Origin of the sequence: Rhodococcus rhodnii NBRC 100604 (assembly GCF_001894925.1) — a bacterium.
Lineage (GTDB): Bacteria > Actinomycetota > Actinomycetes > Mycobacteriales > Mycobacteriaceae > Rhodococcus_F > Rhodococcus_F rhodnii.
On the sequence record NZ_BCXD01000016.1, the window covers coordinates 102,117 to 122,419 of the forward strand.

A 20,303-nucleotide genomic window follows, 5' to 3' on the forward strand; every position below is an offset into this window, starting at 1 on the left:
ACATGTCCCACACCAACACTCGTATCGGAGAATCCGCGCTCTCACTGCGCGACGTGACGCTCACCTACCCGGACGGGCAGAGTCGCGTGACAGCACTCGACGACGTCTCGCTCGACGTCGCGGCGGGCGAGATCGCCGCTGTCACCGGGCCGTCCGGCTCCGGAAAGTCCACGTTGCTCGCCGTCGCGGGGGCGCTCGTGCGCCCCGATCGGGGCAGCGTGCTCTTCCGGATGCCCAGTGGCGTCGCCGATCTCGCGTCGCTCGGGCGCCGTGAGGCGTCGCGGGTGCGCCGTGAGCACATCGGGATCGTGTTCCAGGGGTCGAACATGGTGTCGTCGCTGACGGCACGCGAACAGCTCGAAGCGATGGTGCATCTCGGGCAGCGTCTCGTGGTGCCCGCCTCGGTGCGGCGCCGCACTCGCGAGCGGGCTCTCGAGCTGCTGGACGCGGTGGGCCTCGCCGATCACGCGAACAAGCGCTCGAACCAGCTCTCGGGCGGTCAGCGGCAGCGGGTCAATCTCGCTCGCGCGCTGATGAACTCGCCGTCGATGCTCGTCGTCGACGAGCCGACCAGCGCGCTCGATCAGGAACGCGGCGCCGCCATCCTCGATCTCGTCGTGAGCGTGGCGCGGGAACAGGACGCGGCGACGCTCCTCGTGACGCACGACCTGCGACACCTCGACCGGATGGATTCGGTGTACCGCGTCGTCGACGGCAGGCTCGAGGCCGCGTCGCAGGCAGCGCTCGCCTGAGCCCCTGAGCCCCCCTGAGCCCCTAGGCCGTCGTCGCGAGTGCGGCCGCGAGCCCGAACGCCACGGCCATGACGATCACCTCGGCCACGGCCCGCCGCAGCGATCCCTCCGCCGTGACGCGATGTCGCTCGGCGTCGGGCACCCAGGTCCGGCGCCACCGGCGGGCGAGGGCGAGCAGCCCGACGAGCACGACGGCCTTCGCGACGACGATCCGCCCGTAGCCCGTCGACACGAGGGCGAGCGGGTCGCCGAGCGCGACGGCGGCGTCGACGACGCCCGTGACGGTGAGGGCGAGCACGCACCGCCACGCGAGCGTCGAGTAACGCGGGAGCCACAGCGCCCAGCCGCTGCGGCCGCGGACGGTGAGAGCGAGCGCCCCGAGCACACCGATCCACACCGCGGCGGCGAGGACGTGGATCGAGTCCAGGACCGAGCCGAACGGCTGCTGTGCCATGTGCCCTGCCGCCGGACGTGCGACGAGCGCGACCGCCGCGAGCACCACGACGGGGACGTACGCGCGATCCCAGCCCGTCCGGTAGGCCGCGACGAGGACCGCGGTCGCGGCGACGACGAGTGCGAGCGTCGCCGCGCCGACCCGGCCCGTCGCGACGTCCGTCACGAAGTACCGGAAATCGGCGAGTGTGGTCCCGCCGCCGCCCGTCGCCTCACCTGCGGCGAGCGCGAGATGGACGGCCTCGGCGATCGCCCAGCCGCCGGCGATCGCCGCGACCGGTCGCACTGTGTCTGCGGTGTCGGCGCGCCGCCGATCCTCCCGGCCGATCGCCCACATCACGCCCGCGCCGAGCACCGTCGACCCGAGTCCGAGGGCGAGGACGCGCACGACACTGGACGGTTCGGGCCCTTCCGGCCGGGCGAGCAGCCACGCGAGGGCGACGCCCACGAGCGCGGCGGGTCCGGCGGCGAGCAGCATTCGCCGCCGCGCGAACTCCGGCCACGCTCGTGGCGCGTCCGTCACTAGGACTTCGGCTTGCGCAGGGCGAAGAACACGCCTGCCGCGACGATGACGACGGCACCGACGACGAACGGCCACAGCGGCACGCCGCCACCGCCCTCGTCGTCACCGGCGGCGGCTGCGTCCGCCGCCGCGCCAGGAGTGCCCGATCCCTCCGTGGTGAGGGTGAACGGAATGGTGCCGCTCACGGGGTGACCGTCGGCGGACGTCACGCGGTACGCGATCGTGTACTCACCGGCGGGTCCGAGCTCACCGAGATCGGCGCTCACGGTGTTGCCCTCGACCCGAGGATCGCTCTTCGTCCACAGGTTGCCGTCGGGCCCGACGACGGTGAGCGACGCGAACTGGGTCTGCAGAGCCTCGTTGAACTGCACCTCGACGCGTTCCGGTCCGGCGTCGACGCTCGATTCCGGTGCGGGATTCGATCCGGTCGTCACCGAGTGCGCGGACGCCGTTCCGACGCCGAGCGCTGCGGCGAGCACGAGCACGAATCCGGCCACGACGGCCGCTGCGCGCGTGTTCACGAGCGCCTCGATCGGACGAGCGCGACGAGACCGAACGCGGCTCCGAGCGCGCCGAGGACGAGTCCTGCGCCGCCGAGCCAGCGTGCGGTGTCGTCGCTGGCGTCGGCGGTGGCAGCGGCCTCGCCGTCGTGCTGTGCGGGGGTGTCGCCGCCGTGCGAGTGGCCGTGCCCGCCCGAGCCCGCCGCGAGGGTGAGCATCGGCGCCGGGTACTCGGGCTCGCTGCCGTCGTCACCGACCGGCTGGTCCCATGCGACGACCTCGCCGTCGCTGTAGCCCTGCTCGGTGGGGAAGGAGACGTCCTCGGACTCGGGGAGCGGCCCGGCCGACAGCATGAACTGCCCGAACTCTCCCGGTGCGATGCCGGTGCCCGGATCGGCCGTCCACGTCACTGCCGTCGCTTCCTGCGACGCGGGGTCACGGTCGACGACGGCCGTCCAGCCTGGAACGGGCTCGGTGCGTGCCGACGTGAGGTTCGGCAGCTCGACGCGCACCGACGTCGTCGACGCGGTGTCCGATTCGGTGGGGACGCGGAAGGTGAGGACGCCGTAGCCGCCCTGTTCGGCGCCGGGCGCGACGACGCTGACGTGCGCGGAGGCGACGCCCGCGCCTGCGACGAGCAGTCCTGTTGCGGCGCCGAGTGCGACGGCGCCACGTGTGATCACGTTCATGAAGGTGTGCCTGTTCTTCGAAGGGGAGTTCCGGGAAGAGATCAGGCGGGTGGGCCGCGGCCGAGGACGTCGGCGACGACGAGGCGCGCACGGGGACGTGCGGGAGCGGCGATCGGGCGCAGGGGAGGCGCCGCCGTCGGCACCGGAATAGGAAGCAGGACGGCCCGGACGACGTGCACGACCGGGCCGTAGAGGCGTTCGACCGCACACACGGCGACGCCACACGCGAGTGTCGCGAGGGCGTGGGCCGCGAGCATCGGGCCGTCGGGAAGCATCGCGTGACCGGGCATCGCGAGGGCGAGGCCCGCGTGGCCGAGCACCTGCCCCGCGAGCAGAACTGCGACGAGACCGCGCCGGGTGGTCGCGAGCGCCGGGATCGACGCGGTCACGTACCCGACGGCACCGCCGACCGCGAGCACCAGAGCGAGGGCCGTCCCCATCGCGACGTGCCCACCGCCGGCGCCGTGTGCGGCGATCGACGTCGCGACGACGAAGCTGCCCGCGACGGCGCCACGGAACGCCGCGGTCGGCGTCGCGGGTGGTACGCGCATCGGGGCCCCCGATGGTGGTGGTCGGATGTGTGCGGCGACCAGCGTACCGGCGTTGTGCCGGGTTTCCCGAACCGCAGGCCTGGTCAGCGCACGCCGAGGCGGGCGAGGACGTCGGCCTCGACGCCGTCGAGCTCGTGCGCGATCGCACGGTGTGCGGCCTTGCGTCGCTGCGGCGGCATCGCCTCCGCGGCGTGGACGGCGGTGCTCAGCTCGTCGAGCCGGGTGCGCGTGGCGTCGGCGAACTGCTGGGCCTCGGCGTCGTCGGGACGGCGGGCGAGGACGTCGGCGACGGACGTCTCGGCGGCGGCGATGCGGGCCGCGAGCTTCGCGCCGTGTCCGGTGAACTGTGAGAGCTGATCGACCTCGATGCCCATTCGCGAGGCCCGCCGCTGATCGGCGACGCCGCGCGCCGCCGTCGCCGCGCGGTACGCGATCGGCAGCAGGACGGGCGCGAGCACGCGTGCGATACCGAGGTAGCGGCGCACGTTGGCGGCCGACAGTCCCTGCCGGGCGGCGGCCTTCTTCTGCTCCTCGAGGGCTTCGAGGCGTGCCTTCTCGATCCGCTTGTCGGCGTCGCGATCGTGCTTGGCCTGCTTGCGGATGGCCTTGGCCGCGGACTTCTCCCGCTTGTCGAGCCGCTTCGCGGTGAGCTTCGCTTCGAGTTTCGCCTTCTCCGTGAGGGCTTTCGCCTCAGCCCTGCGCGTCGCGCGCGACGTGCGCTTTCCGAACAGCCCCATCGAAAAGACCCCTCACTCGAAGTGTTCGCCCTCAGGTCGGTTGCGTGATCGATCGTGTCGAGGCTATCAATTGCGCCGCCGCCGTATCGGTCAGCGTGCACGGGGTGCTTAGGGAATGTGGGTGGGGAGCGACATAATGGCCGCATTGTGTCTTTCGAACCCGAGATCGCTTCGCCGCCGCCCCCACCCGCAGGGCGCCGGCTCCTGCTCGACGCGAGCGCGCTGACGCGGTGCCGTCATCGCGTCCACCTCGACAACGAGTATCCGCAGCAGCTCGCCGGAGCCCCCGAGGACGCCGGTGTCCGGCAGCGGCAGGAGGCCGCGACGGCCAAGCGTGACGAGGTGCGCGAGCTGTATCTGGAGCGCGAAGGCCATCGCTGGACCGTCGTCGACCGGACGCTTTCCCGCGCCCAGCGCGCTGCGGCCACCCTCGCGGCGTGTGCGGCAGGAGCGCAGCGCATCTGGGGCGCCGTCCTGCCGGACGAACCGGACACCGGGCGGCGCGGTCACGCCGAGTTCCTCGTCCGCGAACCCGAGGGCGACGGCTACTTCCCCGTCGTCGTCGTCAACCACAAGGTGACGGATCCGGGTTCGGGCGCGTTGTTCTCGGATCTGTACGAGTGGGATCCGAAGCCCGATCCGGATCGCAAGCCGCGCACCCAGCTACGTGATCAGGTCCGGCTCGCGCACCTGTACCGGATGCTCGAGCGGCACGGCGTCGCGGCGCGCGAGCCCTTCGGCGGCGCGATCGGGCCCGCCGTCGACGGCATCTACGTCCACGATCTGTCGGATGCACTGGAGAACTACGACCTGCGGCTCGCCGATCGGGTCGCGGTCGCGCGCGGCGAGCGGGAGACGGCGCCGTCGCAGATCGGCGAATGCCGGTCGTGCCCGTGGTGGCCGCAGTGTCGCGAGCAACTGACCGAGCGTCGCGACGTGTCGCTCGTCGCGGTCGGGTCTCGTGCGGAGGTGCTGCGCGACATCGGGATTCGGACGATCGACGAGCTCGCGGCGTACACCGGTGAGGAGCCGGAGAGCTGGCCGCACGGGTCGTTCGAGGACGCCGTCACCACGGCGAAGGCGTGGCTGGCCGGAGTTCCGTTGGTGCGCAAGGTCGCCGACGTCTCCGTCACGCGCGCCGACATCGAGGTCGACGTCGACATGGAGAGCTACCAGGAACGCGGTGCGTACCTGTGGGGGACGTTGCTCAACGTCGACGGCGTGAGCGCGTACCGGCCGTTCGTGACGTGGGATCCGCTTCCGACCGCCGACGAGGGCCGTTCGTTCGCGGAGTTCTGGCAGTGGCTCATGGCCGAGCGCGCTGCAGCGGCGGCGAGCGGAAAGACGTTCGCGGCGTACTGCTATTCGCGTGCGGCGGAGGACAAGTGGCTGCTCGCGTCCGCACGCCGTTTCGCGGGGACGCCCGGCATTCCCACCGTCGAGGAGGTCCGGGAGTTCATCGACGGACCGCAGTGGGTCGACGTCTATCAGGCGGTGAGCGAGCAGTTCGTGTGCCCGAACGGCAAGGGGCTCAAGAAGGTCGCGCCGGTCGCGGGCTTCCACTGGCGCGACGGCGAAGCGAGCGGTGAGGCGTCGATGGGCTGGTATCGGCTTGCCGTGGGGTACGACGGCGAGCCGGACGCGGGCCAGCGCGAGCGCCTGCTCGAATACAACGAGGACGACGTCGTCGCGACGAAGGTGCTGCGTGAGTGGATGACCGATCGTGCGGCGGCCGAGATTCCGCTCGCCTCGGAGTTGTAGGCGGCGGAGCCGCTCGTGCGTGACTTTCGGGCCCAGGGACCGGAGAGTCACGCACGAGCGCGAAGCGCCTGCTTACCGCGGTGCCATACGCAGTGCGCCGTCCATGCGGATGACCTCGCCGTTGAGGTAGTCGTGCTCGACGATCATCTGGACGAGCTGCGCGTACTCGTCGGGACGTCCGAGGCGCGATGGGAACGGCACGCCCGCCTCGAGGCCCGCGCGGTACTCGTCGGTGACGCCCGCGAGCATCGGGGTGTCGATGATGCCGGGGGCGATCGTGTCGACGCGGATACCGAATTTCGCGAGGTCACGCGCGGCCGGGACCGTCATGCCCGCGACACCGCCCTTGGACGCCGAGTACGCGATCTGGCCGATCTGGCCCTCGAACGCCGCGACGGACGCGGTGTTGACGACGACGCCGCGCTGGCCCGTCTCGTCGACGGTCTCGGTCCGGCTGATCGCGTCGGCGGCGAGGCGCATGACGTTGAAGGTGCCGAGCAGGTTCACCGTGATGACGGTGCGGAACAGCTCGAGGTCGTGCGGGCCGTGCTTGGACAGGATCCGGCCGGCCCAGCCGACGCCCGCGCAGTTGACGACGATGCGCAGCGGCACACCCGATTCGACGACGCGATCGACGGCCGCCTTCACCTCGGCGTCGCTCGTGACGTCCGCGGGCACCAGCGTGACGCCTGCGGGGACGGAGTCGCCGGCCTTGTCGATGGACTGCTGCAGGTCGATGCCGAACACCGTCGCACCCGCGTCCGCGAGTCGCTTCGCCGTCGCGGCGCCGAGCCCCGACGCCGCACCCGTGACGAGCGCTGCGCTTCCCTGAATCTCCACGTCGTACCTCTCCTCGAAGGACCTACCTGTGTCGCCGCGTCACATGCGGCGTGCCGTGCGATCTGCACCATAGCGAAACGGGTGGGGTGGCTACCGTTCCCCGGTGACGCGGGCGATGCGCTGTTCGAGGCGCGCGATCTGGCCGCGGGCGTCGATGTCGTGGCCGAGGACGTGGACGTGCAGGACGTCGCCGTCGAGATCGACCGAGAGTGTGCCCGGCATCAGGGCGTTGAGGTCGGCGAGCGCGACGCGGGCCGCGGGCGAGGTGAGCCCGATCCGGTATTCGATGACGTGGGGATCGACGCCGACGGGCCGCCGGATCGATCTGCGCGCCACGTCGATGCCGCCGAGCAGCGACTGCCACAGGAACCAGCCACCGAGCGCACCGAGCGCGACGACGCGGCGGGGGAGCGGGACGGCGGGCGTCGTCGGGGGAACGAGCCACAGGCTGATCGCGACGGCGACGGGCACGATCACGACGCCGTACGAGAACATGCTCGCATCGCCTTCGGCGAGTGCCCACCAGACCGCGCCGAATCCGGCGATCCGCAGGAGTACGGACGCGAGCAACCGGAGCGCGCTCATACCGAGATCACCACGATCACGATCGTGGCCGCGGTGACGAGTGCGAGCGCCGCGCCCGAGCCGAGCCAGGTGCCGATGTGGGCGTCGGCGCGCTCCGCCGAGTCGTGACTGCGCGCGTGCCATCGTCTGCGGACGCGGGCGATCGCCTCGGCGTCGGCCGCGGACGCCGCCTGCGAGGCGCGGCTCAGCGTCGTGCGCACGGCCTCGACGACGCGTTCCTCGGGGACGACGAGATCGCCCGGTGGGACGGTCTCGCCGTCGGGGTGCGCGGCCCACTGCGGGAGCAACCGGCGGTGTGCCGGCCACCATGCGACGGCGGCGAGTGCGACGCCGAGCAGGATCGGCCAGGTCGCGTCCCACAGCGTCGTGGTGTCGAGTCCGGGCACGGAGACGACACCGGCCCACTGTCCGGCGAGGTACCACGTGAGCACGGTGCCGCCGAGGATGAGGATCGACCACGACACGACGGCGCCGTCGACACCCCACGCGTGCTCGCGCGACCCGGTGATCAGCAGCCAGCCGCCGCGCAGCAGCAGGATCGTCGACACCGTCCCGACGAAGGGCAGCAGGTCGGCGAGCGAGAACCACAGGAACGTCGAATCGCCGAGCGCCTCCTTCGACGCGTACTTCGCGACGGCGCCGCTCCCGAACGGCGCACCGGCGACGGCGAGCGCGAGCAGCGCGAGCCCGCCGAGCACCCACCAGCGGATCCAGCCGTAGGCGTGATTGCGCCACACCGAGACGCCGAGGAACAGCCCGCCCTTCGCGATGCCGTGGTGCACGGCGTAGACGATCCCGGCGAGCACGCACGCGGGAGCGACCTCGGGGCTCGCGAGCGCGGTGCCGACGAGGACACCGAGAAAGCCCATCTGGCTGATGCTGCTGTACGCGAGGGCGACCTTCGGGTCCTTCTGCAGGACGCCCGGTGCGAGCGCCGCGAACGCGCCGACGAGCGAGAGTGCCACGATCGCGGCGCCCCAGCCGGGCAGCGCGATCTCGCCGAGGGGCAGGAACCGCAGCCAGCCGACGAGACCCGCCTTGATCATGGTTCCGCTGAGCACGGCACTCGCCGGCGGCGGTGCGGCGGGATGCGCGAGCGGGAGCCACACGTGCAGCGGGAACGTCCCCGCCTTGATCCCGAAGCCGAGCACGAGGAGCGCGATGACGATGTTGCGGTGGTCCGACGCCGCGACGGCCGCGGGCGCGTCGACGAGCATCCGTCCGCCCGCCTGGACGACGAGCAGCATCGCGGCGAGCACCGCCATCTCGCTGAGCATCGTGAGGCCGATGTAGATGCGGCCCGCACGCCGTGACGCCGCGGTGCGGCCGTGGACGACGAGCCCGTACGCGGCGAGGCTCATGAGCGCGAACGACAGGTAGAACGTGACGGTGTCGGCGGCGACGAAGACGCCGGCGTTGCCGACGAAGCTCAGCAGCAGGAACGCCGTGAGGGTGTCGCGGCGTTCGGTGCGCGACGACCACACCGTGATCGCCGCCGCGCCGTACAGCAGGCCTGCGACGAGCAGCAGCGGCCGGCCGATCGTGTCGACCTGCAGGTACGTCCCGAGCAGCAGCCACGTCGCCTCGACGCTTCCGGCCTCGGGGCCCGCGAGGGCGAGCGCGATGCTCGGAACGAAGGTCAGGGCTGCATATTTCGTCAGCAGATCCGAGGTGCGCCGCGAGCCCGCGCGGGTGAGCCACAGGCCCACCGCGGTGAGCAGCGGCAGCAGGATGGCCGCCGCCCAGACCCACGGCCAGGGCCCGGTCGCGCTCGTGATGTGGTCGGCGGTGCCGACGAGGGGAGTCGTCATCGTCCGTACGTCCCTTCGACGATGTACTGCGCCATCTCGAGCGGCGAGTACGGCAGCCCGGCGAACACGCCGACCGCGATCGCCGCGAGCGCAGTGACGAGCGTCGGGACGAGCAGCGGCAACGGCGCCTCCGCCCGTGCCCGCTGCCGGGACGGGGGTGTCGTCCACGTCGTCGCGGGATCGGGCTCGCCCCACCACATCCGGTACACGATCGGGAGGAAGTACGCCGCGTTGAGCAGGCTCGACGCGACGAGGACGGCGACGACCCAGCCCTTGTCGGCCTCGAGCGCGCCGATGCCGAGATACCACTTGGAGACGAAGCCGGCGATCGGCGGAATCCCGATCATGCCGAGCGCGGCGATCGTGAACGCCGTGCAGGTCAACGGGAGTCGCCTGCCGACGCCATTCGTCGCGCGGACGGTCGTGACGCCGATCGTCTCGGCGAGGATGCCCGCGACGAAGAACATGGTGATCTTCATGAGGCCCTGGTTGACGATGTGTGCGACGCCGCCGGTCGTCGCGGTGACGCTCACCATCGACGCACCGAGCACGACGTACGACACCTGGCTCACCGTCGAGTACGCGAGCCGGGCCTTGACGTTGTCGTGGCGCAGCGCCTGTACCGAGCCGTAGAGGATCGTGAAGCACGCGAGGATCACGAGCGGTGCGAGGACGCCGAGGTCGTCGGCGACGTAGACGCCGAACACGTCGTCGATGACGAGGACGATGCCGAAGACGCCCGCCTTGACGACGGCGACGGCGTGCAGCAGCGCGCTCACCGGGGCAGGCGCGACCATGGCCCGCGGCAGCCAGCCGTGCAGCGGGAACAGCGCGGCCTTGACGCCGAGCCCGATCATGAGCAGCACGAAGATCGCGATCGCCGTCGCGGGACGCTCGCGGGCGAGGTCGGCGACGGCGGGCGCACCCGCCTCGCGGAACTCGACCGGTCCGACGAGGTACGTCAGCCACACGACGCCGAGCAGCAGCACGATGCCGCCCGAGAAGGTGTACGCGAGGTAGGTGCGGACGCCGTCGAACGTCGCGCGTTTCTGCGAGTGCGCGACGAGGGGATACGTCGCGAGGGTGAGCAGCTCGTAGAAGATCAGGAAGGTGACGAGGTTGCCGGACAACGCGATTCCGGTCGTCGCGGCGACGCACAGGCTGAAGAACGCGAAGAACCGGCTCTGGTTCGGGCCCTCGAGGTAGCCGATCGCATAGATCGTCGTCAGCAGCCACAGCAGCGCCGAGAGCCCGAGGAAGTACAGCGCGAACGGCTCGAGGCGCAGCACCAGGTCGATGCCGGGGAGGAACGACGTCCGCCATTCGATGCGATCGCCGCCGACGACGGGCGGCACGAGCGCGACGACGAACCCGATCTTGAGGACGGCGCCCGCGAGGTTGAGCGTCGTGCGGATCCCGGACCGGCGTTCGGGCAGGAAGAAGATGACGACGGCCGGGATCAGCGACGTCAGCAGGATGACGGGGGCGACGATGCTCACGAGAGCACCCCCAGCAGGTCGGCGATCCCGATCGCCTGCAGTCCGCCGACGGCGGCGACGACGGCCGCCACGAGTGCGCTCCAGCGCATCCGGGCGGGGATCGGCGCCGGCTGCTCACCGCCGACGTCGACGCGCAGCATGATCGTGAGGACGCGTGCCGTGTAGGCGAGCGTCAGCAGGGTGCCGCCGAGCAGGGCGAGCAGCCACCACCACTGCCCCGTGCCGAGGGTCGCCCACAGCGCGTCCCACTTGCCCGCGAAGGCGAGCGTCGGCGGGAGGCCCGCGAGACACACGCCCGACGCGCCGAACGCGAACGCCAGCATGGGGAATCGGTTGCCGCTGCCACGCAGCGCGCCGAGCCGGTCGGTCCCGTAGCCGGTGACGAGTGCGCCGGCGGTGAGGAACATCGCGGCCTTCGCGACGCCGTGCGCGAGCACGAGCAGCAGGACGCCGCGCCACGCGTGCTCCGCGGCGTCGACGAGGCCCGGCGCGGCGTCGTGTGAGAGTGCCGGGGTCACGAGCGGGAACAGCAGGAAGAAGTAGCCGATCTGCGCGACCGTCGAGTACGCGACGACGCGCTTGAGTGCCCGCTGTCGCAGCGCGAGCACGCTGCCCCACACGACGGCGGCGGTACCGAGCGCGCCCAGCAGCTGCGCCAGGGCCTGCGCGCCCGCGACGCCACCGAGTTCGACCCACACACGCACGAGGACGTAGAACGACGCCTTGATCACGAGCGCGGACATCAGCGGGCTCACGGCCGCGGGTGCTCCCGCGTGGGCGGGCGGCAGCCATCCGTGCAGCGGGAACAGTGCGGTCTTCAGTGCCATCGCGACCGTGACGATCGCGAGTGCGACGAGTGCCGTCGCGCCGTCGTGCTCGCCGGCGCCGCCCGCGAGAACGTCGCCGACGGACGCGATGTCGAGAGTCCCGGTCCGGGCGTACAACAGTCCGACGGCGATGAGGAACGCGAGCGATCCGAGGACCGCGACGAACAGATAGCGCAGCGCCGGTTCGATCGAGTCCCGCCCGCCGATCGCGACGAGCGCGACGGCGCCGATCGTGACGAGTTCGAGCGAGACGTACGTGTTGAACAGATCGCCCGACACGAAGACGGCGGCCAGGCCCGCGTACAGGAACATCCACAGCGGCCAGAACCAGCGCGAGAGCGTGCGCGCGGCCGTCGCGAAGATCGTCACCGCGGTGCCGACGAGACCGGTGAGCAGCAGCATCACCGCGGCGAGGCCGTCGACCCGCATCGTGATCCCGACGGGAACGGGCCAGTCGCCGAGCGCGAGCCGCAGCGGTCCGTCGGCCGCGACCCGCACCGCGACAAGCACCGCGAGCAGCGTGAGCAGCGCGGTCGTCGCCGTCGTGAACCACGCGGCGAACCGCTCCGGCGTCAGCGCAGCGACGCCCGCGGCGACCAGCGGCGCGAACACCAGCACGGGCAGGAGCTCGTTCATCGAGTCTCGTCCCGGTCCGTGCGCTCACGCCGTGCGCGCTCCGCGAACCGTGCCATGACGAGCGCGAGTCCCGTGATGCTCACCGTGATGACGATCCCGGTGAGCACGAGCGCGTGCATCACCGGATCGGGCTGCGCGCCGTCGCGCGCGAGATCGGCGGCGATCGAGATCAGCACCACGAGCGTCCCGATCCCGGCGACGTTGAGCGCGACGATCCGGTGGATCGTGTCCGTCCGGAAGATCATCCGCGCGGCGCCGAGCACGAACAGGACGACGCCGAGCACGAGGAACCACTCGGGGCGCGTCATCGCCGGCTCCCGTGCTCGTGGGCCCGGCTCTCGTCGTCCGCCGGGCGATCGGGGCTTCCCGCGAGCAGCAGCCCCGCGAGAGCGATCGCGATGCTCACCGTGAGCGCCGCTTCGACGCCCAGGATCACCGAACCGCCCCACGGCTCGTCCATCACGAGCCAGCCGTCGCCGAACACGTACGTGAGCACGGCCGTCGCGATGAACACGCCGAGACCGACGAACGCGATCGGCCGCAGCCATCGCCCCGTCGGCACCGCCCTGCCGAATCCGCCGAGGTGCAGCAGGACGAGGGCGCCCGCGGCGATCGCACCGGACTGGAACGCGCCGCCCGTGCGGGTCGATCCCGCGACGAGCACCCACGCCGCGACGACGAACAGCAGCGGCACCACGATCCGGACGTACGACGTGAGAACGGGCCCTGGCTCGCTGACGCGGCCGACGGCGTCGAGCCGGCCACCGCGGTGGAACGCGAGCGCGGCGATCGCGGCGGCGGCGAGCACCGCGATCTCGAGCAGCGTGTCGTACGTACGGAAGTCGAGGAGTACCGCCGTGATCGGGTGCGAGACCGGGGTGTTCGCGACGTCGTCGAGCGCTTCCTCGCCCAGCCGGTCGGCGCCGCGGCCGTCCCGGAGTGCGACGACGAACGTCACCGACAGGACGATCACGACGGCGACACCGACCACGAGTTCGAGGGCACCGAGCAGCGGCCGGCGACGCTGCTCGTCCGGCGTCGGAAACTCGGTGACGGCGGCGATGAGCAGTGCGCCCGTGACGCCCGACGCGATCGCGGCCTCGGCGAGGGCGATGTCGGGTGCTCCGAGCCGCGCCCACACGAGCGCGACGACGAGACCGAGCACGAGGAACATCGCCGCGGCCGTCGTGCGGCGGCGGGTGAGCGTCGCGGTGGCGGCGGTCGCGAGGGCCGCGACCCACAGCGCGGCGTCGAGGACGTTCGCGATCACGACGACTCACCGCCCCGGTCGCCGCCGCGTCCGGCGAGCGCGATGCCGTTCGTCGCACCGGCGACGAGCGCGAACAACCACACGAGCAGCAGCTTCGCGGCGCCGCCGAACGAATCGACCTGTGCCATGAGGCCGAGCAGGATCAGGCCGAGGCCGAGGTTGTCGGCCTTCGTCAGTGCGTGCAACCGGCTGTGGAGGTCCGGGAACCGCAGCAGCCCGATCGTGCCCGCGGTGAAGAACACCAGCCCTGCCGAGACGAGGATCACCGTCAGGGCGTCGAGGATCATCGCTCGCCCTCCGCGTCGCTGCGCTCGCCCGGGGGCGGGGCCTCCCGGCGGCGTTCGGCGGAGACGCGGACGAAGACGATGATCGTGGCGAGGGCGACGATCGCGAGCGCGGCGTCGCGCAACGCGGGAGTGTCGAGGGCCTCGGCGAGGAGCGCCAGCGCCGCCGCACCCGTGGTGGACAGCAGCAACAGGGCCGTCAACCGGTCACGAGTCGACGGCCCCCGCAGAATGCGACTGGACGACACCACGAACACCACGAGCAGGATGAGCGTCGCGGCGATGAGGAACGCCTCGATCTGACATCACCCCCCGTGCGTGGCGTGGCTGGGACTGGGGGAATCCTATTTCGTCTCGGCGTCCCGATGGGGTCGATCGGTGCTGCTCGCGGGCCGATCCGCCTCGGCGGGCCGGGTGCGCCGGTGCCACCAGATCGCGGCGACCGCGCCGACGACGAGCGTGCTCGCGGCGCCTGCCACGGCGACGGACGACCCGTCCACGGTGGACTCGAGAATCAGCCACACACCGAACACGAAGAACAGCACCGCGGCGCCGAGCGCGACCGCCCGCTCGGGCAGATGTCGGCCGAGGACGGCACCGAGTGCGATCGCGAGCGCGTCCGCCGCGACCATGCCCACCGTCGATCCGAGCCACACGCCGAACGCGTCGTGATCGACCGCGAGCGTGACGGTCGCGAGCATCGTCTTGTCGCCGAGTTCGGCGAGGAAGAAGGCCGACAGCACCGCGAAGAAGGCGGACGTCGTGACGCGCTGGGCCTTGCTGCGTTCCTCGCTCGACAGGCTGTCGCCGCGCAGCGTCCACACGCCGAACGCGAGGAAGGCGAGGCCGCCGACGATGCCGATCAGCTCGGTCGGCAGTGCGACGCCCACGTAATGGCCGATGACGACGGAGATGAGGTGTACGACGGCGGTGGCGACCGTGATCGCGGCGACGACGACCCACCAGCGATAGCGCAACGCGAACGTCATCGCCATGAGCTGCGACTTGTCGCCGAGCTCGGCGACGAAGATGACGCCGAAACTGATGAGCAGTGCCTCGAGCACGGGTGGTCCTCCTTCCGTCGGGCGGAGGTTCTCGCGAGTCCTCCGGCCGGTGACCCGGACGGCGGCGCCGCATCGGGTGTGTGTCATCGGCCGAAGGTCTCGCCCACCGGAGGACTCGGGTACTTCGGGACTCCGGTTCGTGTGCCGGGTGCTCGCTCGCCGAGATCGGCGGGCGGTGCGACCAGTGTGTCGACACGATCGATTGGGGGCTACTCCCCTTCGTTGTCGGCCACGTTACAGCGCTGATCCGAATATGCAAAGCGCACAACGATTTTGGAGGATCGAGTGCAATTCTGGGGTCGACGGTGACGGATGAGTTCGGCTCCCCGTACGCCGCCGGAGCAGCTCACCGGAACCCCTCGTCACGGGCGGTCTCAGGCGGCTCTCGAGATCGTCACAGACGCCGGCCAGACGCGATCCGTAGCCTCCGGCGGTATGAGCGACGGTACGAGCGACGACGCACGCAGCCCTGCCCGCCGCCGCGCGGCGACCCGGATTCTGGCGACGACGGCGCTCGCCGCGGTCTCCGGTGCGACCGCCGTGGCGCTCGTCGAGCGCGACAGCGGTTCCGCCGACGGCCCGGTCGCGATCGTCGACACCGCCGGACACGGCGAGGACTTCACGCAGCGCCTCGTCGCCCACGAGGGATTCGACTGGATCACGGCGAGGCCCGACGACAGCGGCGGCGACTGGTTCGCGCGCATCACGGTGCCCGACGACGACGATCCCGATGCGGCGACCGCGGTCGACGTCGAGATCCTCGGCTCCGACCCGGCTCGCGCTCACGAGCTGGCCTCGGCCGTCGCGGGAGCGGCGAACGAGGCGCATGTCGCCCACCTGCTCGGCGACACCGCGGCGGCGCGCCTCGATCTGCAGCAGGCCATGACGGCGGCGGGTTTCCTCGGCGCGGGCACCTCGGCCGCCGAAGCAGCGGCGGGCGACGCGCTCGGCGGCGTCGACGACCTGCTCGCCGACCTCGAAGCCGCGCGGGCGGGGTCGGCTCAGCTGAGCGGAGTCGCGGACGACGTCGCCGGAATGGTCGGCGGACTCGGTGAACCGGCCGGCGCCGCCGCCGAGACGCTCGACCGTACGGGGACGACCGTCGGGGATCTGCGGGCGGCGGCCGCGGCACTCACCGACGTCGCCGATCGCACGGTCAGGATCGCGCAGCACGTCCCGGGCGCGAACGAGCACGTCGCGGCCCTGCACGGCGTGCAGCAGGACGCGGCGGCGTTGTCCAGCGTCGTCGACGCGCTCGGCAACAGCGCTGCACCGGATCAGCGGCTCTCCGACGTCGTCCGCGGCGCGGTCGCGCAGCTGAACTCCGCGAGCGCCGGCCTCACGTCGGCGGCCGCGCAGCTCGAGGAGGGGATCGTCCCCATCGCGGACGGCGCACCCGAGCTGGTGGGCACGGTCGGCAGCCAGGTCGAGGAGGGGCTCGCGACGCTCGGTCGCGCGGGCGATCAGGTCACGGGCAACGTCGGGTCCGGACTCGCGGCACTCCCGACGGGTGCCGACGCCGTCGCGCCCGTCGCCGTCGCGACGCACTATCCCGAGGCACGCGGCGAGCAGTGGCATCCGGCCGTCGCGGTGCTCGGGGGAGTGGCGGTGGCCGGCGTCGTCGCAGCGGGCGCGGTCGCAGGGAGTGGCGCTCTCGCCGCCCGCCGTGACCGCCGCCGAGGCGCCCACGGGTAGGGTCCGCACACGACGAGGCCCGCACCCCGATCGTGGGGTGCGGGCCTCGTGTGGTTCTTCGCTGCGTCGGTCGCTCAGCCGAGCAGGCCGTTGCCCTGCGAGCGCGCGCGGTCGAAGCGCTCGGCGGCGTCCGCCCAGTTCACGACGTTCCACCACGCCTTGACGTAGTCGGGCTTCACGTTCTGGTAGTCGAGGTAGAACGCGTGCTCCCACATGTCGAGCATGACGACGGGGATGATCGCGGCGGTGATGTTGCCGTGCTGGTCCGTCATCTGCTCGATCACGAGGCGCTGACCGATCGTGTCGTAGCCGAGGAGCGCCCAGCCCGAGCCCTGGAGCGTGGTCGCGACACCCGTGAAGTGCGCCTGGAACTTCTCGAACGAACCGAACTGGTCGTCGATCGCGGCGGCGAGCTCACCGGTCGGCTTGTCGCCACCGTTCGGCGAGAGGTTCTTCCAGAAGATCGAGTGGTTGGTGTGACCACCGAGGTTGAACGCGAGATTGCGCGACAGGAGCAGCGCCTTGTCGGCGATCGTGCCGTCCTCGCGCGCCTCGGCCATCTTCTCGAGCGCCGTGTTGGCACCCTTCACGTACGTCGCATGGTGCTTGTCGTGGTGCAGCTCCATGATCTTGCCGGAGATGTGCGGTTCGAGGGCTGCGTAGTCGTAGGGGAGATCCGGCAGGGTGTATTCAGACACTTCGGTCCCTTCTGTCCGGGCAGGTGAGCCCAGCCCTTGTGTTCTCTGCGTGCAGTTCTCTGCGTTCGAACGATGCTGCTCGGAGACGACCCGTCCGGCCGCGACACGGCGGGCCGGCGGCCGAGGGAACTCGATCCGGCGGCACACGGACAGTCGTCCCCTCTTATTCGTACACCGTCGCGGTTTCGTGGTGGGCAGGGAGTCCGAAGGTGATTCGCCGAAGGTCCCGGCTGCGTCACGATCCGGTGTACGCCGATGGTCCGGCGGGTGACGAGGACCGTACACTCGCGCGGTGCGTTTCCTGCTCCCCGTCACCGACACCCGCGGTGACGCTCCGCGAGTGACGTTCACGGGGGCGGATCTGCTGCGGTTCGTCGCCGTCCTCGCGGTCGTGTACTCGCACATCTCCTTCTATCTCGTCGACGATCTCGGCACCGGCTGGTGGGGAATCGACGTCGTCTACGAGGTGCTCGTCCACCACGGCGGGCTCAATCAGCATCTCTCGTTCGTCGGCGTCGCGATCTTCATGATGCTGACGGGTGCGCTCGTGACGCGGTCGGCGATCCGGACGTCGCCGGGCCGCTTCCTCCTCGCCAGGGCGGCGCGTCTGCTGCCCGCCTTCTGGGTCGCGATTCTCGCCGCGATCCTGCTGGTGCGGGCCGGCATCAACGGGATGTTCAGCGGCCAGGACGGCATCACGGGCAGCGAGGCCGCGCTGAGCTTCGTGCTCGGCGGATTCTTCCTGAAGCCCGAGGTCGCCGTCCTCGGTGTCACGTGGACGCTCGCAGTCCAGATCACCTTCTATCTGCTGTGCATCGCGGGCCGTCCGGTGCTGCGCTCCGCGCCCGTCGCGTTGCCGATCGCGGGCGCCGCGCTGTGCAGCCTCGTGATCTTCTACAACCTCTACGTGCCGCAGCCGTTCTCGGTGCCGATGCTCTCGAAGATCGCGGCGACCCTCCCGGTCGTCTTCCTCGGCCAGATCGTCTATCTCGCGTGGGCCGGGCTCGCGCGCAAACGCTGGCTCGGTGTCGCCGTTCTCGCGCAGCTCGGTGTCGTCGCGATCGCGTCCGACTACCGCGTCTACTGGGCCGGCGAGCGCTATGCGTGGACGATCGCCGTCGTCGCCGCCGTCGTCGTCCTGCTCGCGCGGTACGACGGCCCGCTCGCGCGGCTCTCGTTCGTCCGCTGGACCGCGACGCGCAGCTACACCATCTATCTCGTGCACACCCTGGTGCTCTACCGCGTGTACGAGAACGCGGTCGACGTCGTCGGGCCCACCGGCGCGATCGTCGCGTTCGTCGTCGCGACGTGTGTCGTTGCCGAAGCGCTCTACCGGTTCGTCGAGGTCCCCGCGGCGAGACGCATCCTGTCGTGGTGGCCCCGGCGTGAGCGGGTGGACACACCCGCAGGCGCGCGTAGCCTTTCGCTATGAGCTGGTACGACGAAGTGTTCGGTCGCGCGGCAGCGAAATCGGCGATGGTCGGAGCCGACGACGCCCTCCCCGGCCGGCAGAATCCGATCCCGGTCCCCGAGAACCACTACGTCAACGGTCACCGCATCGTTCCCCCGTTCCCCGAGGGTATGGCGCAGGCCGTCGTCGGGATGGGCTGTTTCTGGGGAGCCGAGAAGGAGTTCTGGCGGCTGGACGGCGTCTACTCGACCGCCGTCGGCTACGCGGGTGGCTACACCCCGAACCCGACCTACGAGGAAGTGTGCTCGGGACGCACCGGCCACACCGAGGCGGTCCTCGTCGTCTTCGATCCGTCGGTGATCTCGTACGAGGCGATCCTCCGCGAGTTCTGGGAGAACCACGACCCGACGCAGGGAATGCGGCAGGGCAACGACATGGGCACGCAGTACCGATCGGCGATCTACACCCTCGACGAGCAGCAGGTCGAGATCGCCGAGGCGACCGCCGAGGCCTTCGGCGAGCGCCTCGCGGCAGCCGGGTTCGGCGCCGTGACGACGGAGATCGCGCCGCTCGTGCACTTCTACTACGCCGAGGACTATCACCAGCAGTACCTCGCGAAGAACCCGAACGGGTACTGCCCGGTGCACGCAACGGGCGTGAGCTGCCCGGTGGGTCTGTTCGACGCGGACGGCAACGTCGACAAGCAGCGAGCGCCTGCTCAGCGGGACGTTCTGCCGCCGACGTAACCAACGCCACACCGCCGGTCGGTACCGAAACCTTGCGGCCCTTGTTGCAGCGTACGAACGTGGAATGCGGGCGGGTGTGCGGCTGAGAGGACCGGACGACGATGTTGCGGGAACTGAACGGCGAGAAGGTCATGATCCGCAGGGGTCTCGGGCCCCACGGAGATCCGATGATCAGACGGACCGACCGCATCGAGGCGTATCTCAAGGCGGCGATCGCGGTTCTGGTGGTCGCACTCGTGCCGCTGTCGGTCATGGTCGGCATCTCCACCGAACGCAGCCAGACGGAGCTCGCCGCTCAGCAGGCGAGGACGACCTCTCAGGTGGACGCCACGACGACCGCGGAATCCGCGGCCCCGTCCGAGGCCGCCGACAACGCGTTCGTCGGGGCGGCACTCCACGTCGCGCCGGCGACGTGGACCTCGGCGAGCGGTGCCACCCACACCGAGGACGTCGCCGTCGCCGAGGGGACTCCCGCGGGCTCCGTCGTCACGCTGTGGGTCGACGGTCAGGGGAATCCCACCGCGCCGCCGATCACGCCGACGGCCGTCCACACCGCCGCGATCGTGTCGGGCGTGTTCACCTTCTTCGCGGTCACCTCGCTCGCGCTGTGCGGATACATGGGCGCCCGGGTGATGCTCGATCGGCGCCGGACGGCCGAATGGGATCGCGAGATCCGCGGCTTCCTGGGCGACGAAGCCGCCCACTGAGCCATCTACCAGGCGATTTGGCGACGGCCGCGGTCATCGCGTACCTTCGTTCAGGTCAGAGCGACACGGACACCGACTCCCGGCTTTCGAGCCCGGTGAGACAACGAGGTCGTACGGGGAGCGCCTGGCAATCAGGACGAACTCTCGTGTAGAGTAGATGCCCGCGCCTCGCACCGGTGAGAAGCAACACAGTTGCCTTCGATTCGGCTTCGAGGTAGGCTGGAACGGTTGCCCCGGATCGGCCGACCTTCGGGTTGGTGGTGA

At 71.0% G+C, this 20,303-nt stretch carries 22 protein-coding genes; 6 read left to right on the plus strand and 16 right to left on the minus strand.

Translation table 11 applies throughout. The features are described 5' to 3' along the window. The first annotated feature begins 23 nt into the window (after positions 1-23). Positions 24-752 carry an ABC transporter ATP-binding protein gene (locus RR1_RS13395; protein WP_143153837.1) on the plus strand — a complete coding sequence of 243 codons (729 nt, stop codon included), beginning with the start codon at positions 24-26 and terminating at the stop codon, positions 750-752. Positions 753-774: 22 nt separating this feature from the next. Here the strand turns inward: RR1_RS13395 and RR1_RS13400 are convergent, their stop codons facing one another. The 5 genes from RR1_RS13400 to RR1_RS13420 form a co-directional block, all read right to left on the minus strand. Continuing rightward, entirely contained in the window at positions 775-1,683 is a 909-nt protein-coding gene (locus tag RR1_RS13400) for a CopD family protein (protein ID WP_010840463.1), read from the minus strand. Positions 1,684-1,727: 44 nt separating this feature from the next. After that, positions 1,728-2,249 carry a copper resistance CopC family protein gene (locus RR1_RS13405; protein WP_040775706.1) on the minus strand — a complete coding sequence of 174 codons (522 nt, stop codon included), beginning with the start codon at positions 2,247-2,249 and terminating at the stop codon, positions 1,728-1,730. Continuing rightward, positions 2,246-2,917 carry a YcnI family copper-binding membrane protein gene (locus RR1_RS13410; protein ID WP_010840465.1) on the minus strand — a complete coding sequence of 224 codons (672 nt, stop codon included), beginning with the start codon at positions 2,915-2,917 and terminating at the stop codon, positions 2,246-2,248. The genes RR1_RS13405 and RR1_RS13410 overlap by 4 nt, the downstream gene beginning before the upstream one ends. Positions 2,918-2,958: 41 nt before the next feature. Continuing rightward, positions 2,959-3,468 carry a hypothetical protein gene (locus tag RR1_RS13415; RefSeq protein ID WP_010840466.1) on the minus strand — a complete coding sequence of 170 codons (510 nt, stop codon included), beginning with the start codon at positions 3,466-3,468 and terminating at the stop codon, positions 2,959-2,961. Positions 3,469-3,551: 83 nt separating this feature from the next. Next, the gene (locus RR1_RS13420; protein WP_010840467.1) at positions 3,552-4,205 is read right to left on the minus strand and encodes a DUF6474 family protein; all 654 of its coding nucleotides are present in this window, start codon (positions 4,203-4,205) and stop codon (positions 3,552-3,554) included. A 204-nt stretch (positions 4,206-4,409) separates the two neighbouring features. Here RR1_RS13420 and RR1_RS13425 point away from each other — a divergent pair, with 204 nt between their 5' ends. Continuing rightward, positions 4,410-5,966, plus strand: a complete 1,557-nt coding sequence (locus tag RR1_RS13425; RefSeq protein WP_040775771.1) for a TM0106 family RecB-like putative nuclease — start codon at positions 4,410-4,412, stop codon at positions 5,964-5,966. A gap of 72 nt (positions 5,967-6,038) precedes the next feature. Here RR1_RS13425 and RR1_RS13430 read toward each other — a convergent pair whose 3' ends face one another. From RR1_RS13430 to RR1_RS13475, 10 genes are all read right to left on the minus strand, one after another. Then, positions 6,039-6,806, minus strand: a complete 768-nt coding sequence (locus RR1_RS13430; RefSeq protein ID WP_010840469.1) for an SDR family NAD(P)-dependent oxidoreductase — start codon at positions 6,804-6,806, stop codon at positions 6,039-6,041. 90 nt (positions 6,807-6,896) lie between these two features. Then, positions 6,897-7,391 (minus strand): Na+/H+ antiporter subunit E, encoded by a 495-nt coding sequence (locus RR1_RS13435; protein WP_010840470.1) that lies wholly within the window; start codon positions 7,389-7,391, stop codon positions 6,897-6,899. Then, the gene (locus RR1_RS13440) at positions 7,388-9,202 is read right to left on the minus strand and encodes a complex I subunit 5 family protein (RefSeq protein WP_010840471.1); all 1,815 of its coding nucleotides are present in this window, start codon (positions 9,200-9,202) and stop codon (positions 7,388-7,390) included. Before RR1_RS13440 ends, RR1_RS13435 begins: the two co-directional genes overlap by 4 nt. Further along, complete coding sequence (locus tag RR1_RS13445) at positions 9,199-10,701, minus strand: proton-conducting transporter transmembrane domain-containing protein (protein WP_010840472.1); 1,503 nt, start codon at positions 10,699-10,701, stop codon at positions 9,199-9,201. The genes RR1_RS13440 and RR1_RS13445 overlap by 4 nt, the downstream gene beginning before the upstream one ends. Continuing rightward, complete coding sequence (locus tag RR1_RS13450; RefSeq protein ID WP_010840473.1) at positions 10,698-12,164, minus strand: complex I subunit 5 family protein; 1,467 nt, start codon at positions 12,162-12,164, stop codon at positions 10,698-10,700. The genes RR1_RS13445 and RR1_RS13450 overlap by 4 nt, the downstream gene beginning before the upstream one ends. Then, positions 12,161-12,472: an NADH-quinone oxidoreductase subunit K gene (locus RR1_RS13455; protein ID WP_010840474.1), complete on the minus strand. Its 312-nt coding sequence runs from the start codon at positions 12,470-12,472 to the stop codon at positions 12,161-12,163. The genes RR1_RS13450 and RR1_RS13455 overlap by 4 nt, the downstream gene beginning before the upstream one ends. Further along, positions 12,469-13,434 carry a hydrogenase subunit MbhD domain-containing protein gene (locus RR1_RS13460; protein ID WP_010840475.1) on the minus strand — a complete coding sequence of 322 codons (966 nt, stop codon included), beginning with the start codon at positions 13,432-13,434 and terminating at the stop codon, positions 12,469-12,471. Before RR1_RS13460 ends, RR1_RS13455 begins: the two co-directional genes overlap by 4 nt. Continuing rightward, entirely contained in the window at positions 13,431-13,721 is a 291-nt protein-coding gene (locus RR1_RS13465) for a cation:proton antiporter (RefSeq protein WP_010840476.1), read from the minus strand. The genes RR1_RS13460 and RR1_RS13465 overlap by 4 nt, the downstream gene beginning before the upstream one ends. After that, positions 13,718-13,966, minus strand: a complete 249-nt coding sequence (locus tag RR1_RS13470) for a monovalent cation/H+ antiporter complex subunit F (protein WP_238559103.1) — start codon at positions 13,964-13,966, stop codon at positions 13,718-13,720. The genes RR1_RS13465 and RR1_RS13470 overlap by 4 nt, the downstream gene beginning before the upstream one ends. Positions 13,967-14,062: 96 nt before the next feature. Further along, the gene (locus RR1_RS13475) at positions 14,063-14,782 is read right to left on the minus strand and encodes a TMEM165/GDT1 family protein (protein ID WP_010840478.1); all 720 of its coding nucleotides are present in this window, start codon (positions 14,780-14,782) and stop codon (positions 14,063-14,065) included. A gap of 435 nt (positions 14,783-15,217) precedes the next feature. Here RR1_RS13475 and RR1_RS13480 point away from each other — a divergent pair, with 435 nt between their 5' ends. Further along, a complete protein-coding gene (locus tag RR1_RS13480; RefSeq protein WP_010840480.1) occupies positions 15,218-16,477 on the plus strand; it encodes a hypothetical protein in 1,260 nt (419 codons plus the stop codon). 74 nt (positions 16,478-16,551) lie between these two features. On the opposite strand, the gene RR1_RS13485 is transcribed toward RR1_RS13480, so the two are convergent. Further along, positions 16,552-17,175: a superoxide dismutase gene (locus RR1_RS13485; RefSeq protein ID WP_010840481.1), complete on the minus strand. Its 624-nt coding sequence runs from the start codon at positions 17,173-17,175 to the stop codon at positions 16,552-16,554. A gap of 340 nt (positions 17,176-17,515) precedes the next feature. On the opposite strand from RR1_RS13485, the gene RR1_RS13490 reads away from it, so the two are divergent. From RR1_RS13490 to RR1_RS13500, 3 genes are all read left to right on the plus strand, one after another. Continuing rightward, on the plus strand, positions 17,516-18,607 hold the full coding sequence (locus RR1_RS13490) for an acyltransferase family protein (protein ID WP_143153838.1): 1,092 nt from the start codon (positions 17,516-17,518) through the stop codon (positions 18,605-18,607). Beyond that, a complete protein-coding gene (msrA, locus tag RR1_RS13495) occupies positions 18,604-19,332 on the plus strand; it encodes a peptide-methionine (S)-S-oxide reductase MsrA (RefSeq protein ID WP_010840483.1) in 729 nt (242 codons plus the stop codon). The genes RR1_RS13490 and msrA overlap by 4 nt, the downstream gene beginning before the upstream one ends. 167 nt (positions 19,333-19,499) lie before the next feature. Further along, on the plus strand, positions 19,500-20,039 hold the full coding sequence (locus RR1_RS13500; RefSeq protein ID WP_040775783.1) for an Rv1733c family protein: 540 nt from the start codon (positions 19,500-19,502) through the stop codon (positions 20,037-20,039). Positions 20,040-20,303: the final 264 nt, after the last annotated feature.

Coding starts and splice junctions, on each gene's coding strand:
- RR1_RS13400 (WP_010840463.1), bottom strand. CDS start 1,683: ATGCTGCTCGCCGCCGGACCCGCCGCGCTCGTGGGCGTCGCCCTCGCG.
- RR1_RS13410 (WP_010840465.1), bottom strand. CDS start 2,917: ATGAACGTGATCACACGTGGCGCCGTCGCACTCGGCGCCGCAACAGGA.
- RR1_RS13415 (WP_010840466.1), bottom strand. CDS start 3,468: ATGCGCGTACCACCCGCGACGCCGACCGCGGCGTTCCGTGGCGCCGTC.
- RR1_RS13420 (WP_010840467.1), bottom strand. CDS start 4,205: ATGGGGCTGTTCGGAAAGCGCACGTCGCGCGCGACGCGCAGGGCTGAG.
- RR1_RS13435 (WP_010840470.1), bottom strand. CDS start 7,391: ATGAGCGCGCTCCGGTTGCTCGCGTCCGTACTCCTGCGGATCGCCGGA.
- RR1_RS13440 (WP_010840471.1), bottom strand. CDS start 9,202: ATGACGACTCCCCTCGTCGGCACCGCCGACCACATCACGAGCGCGACC.
- RR1_RS13450 (WP_010840473.1), bottom strand. CDS start 12,164: ATGAACGAGCTCCTGCCCGTGCTGGTGTTCGCGCCGCTGGTCGCCGCG.
- RR1_RS13455 (WP_010840474.1), bottom strand. CDS start 12,472: ATGACGCGCCCCGAGTGGTTCCTCGTGCTCGGCGTCGTCCTGTTCGTG.
- RR1_RS13465 (WP_010840476.1), bottom strand. CDS start 13,721: ATGATCCTCGACGCCCTGACGGTGATCCTCGTCTCGGCAGGGCTGGTG.
- RR1_RS13480 (WP_010840480.1), top strand. CDS start 15,218: ATGAGCGACGGTACGAGCGACGACGCACGCAGCCCTGCCCGCCGCCGC.
- msrA (WP_010840483.1), top strand. CDS start 18,604: ATGAGCTGGTACGACGAAGTGTTCGGTCGCGCGGCAGCGAAATCGGCG.
- RR1_RS13500 (WP_040775783.1), top strand. CDS start 19,500: ATGATCAGACGGACCGACCGCATCGAGGCGTATCTCAAGGCGGCGATC.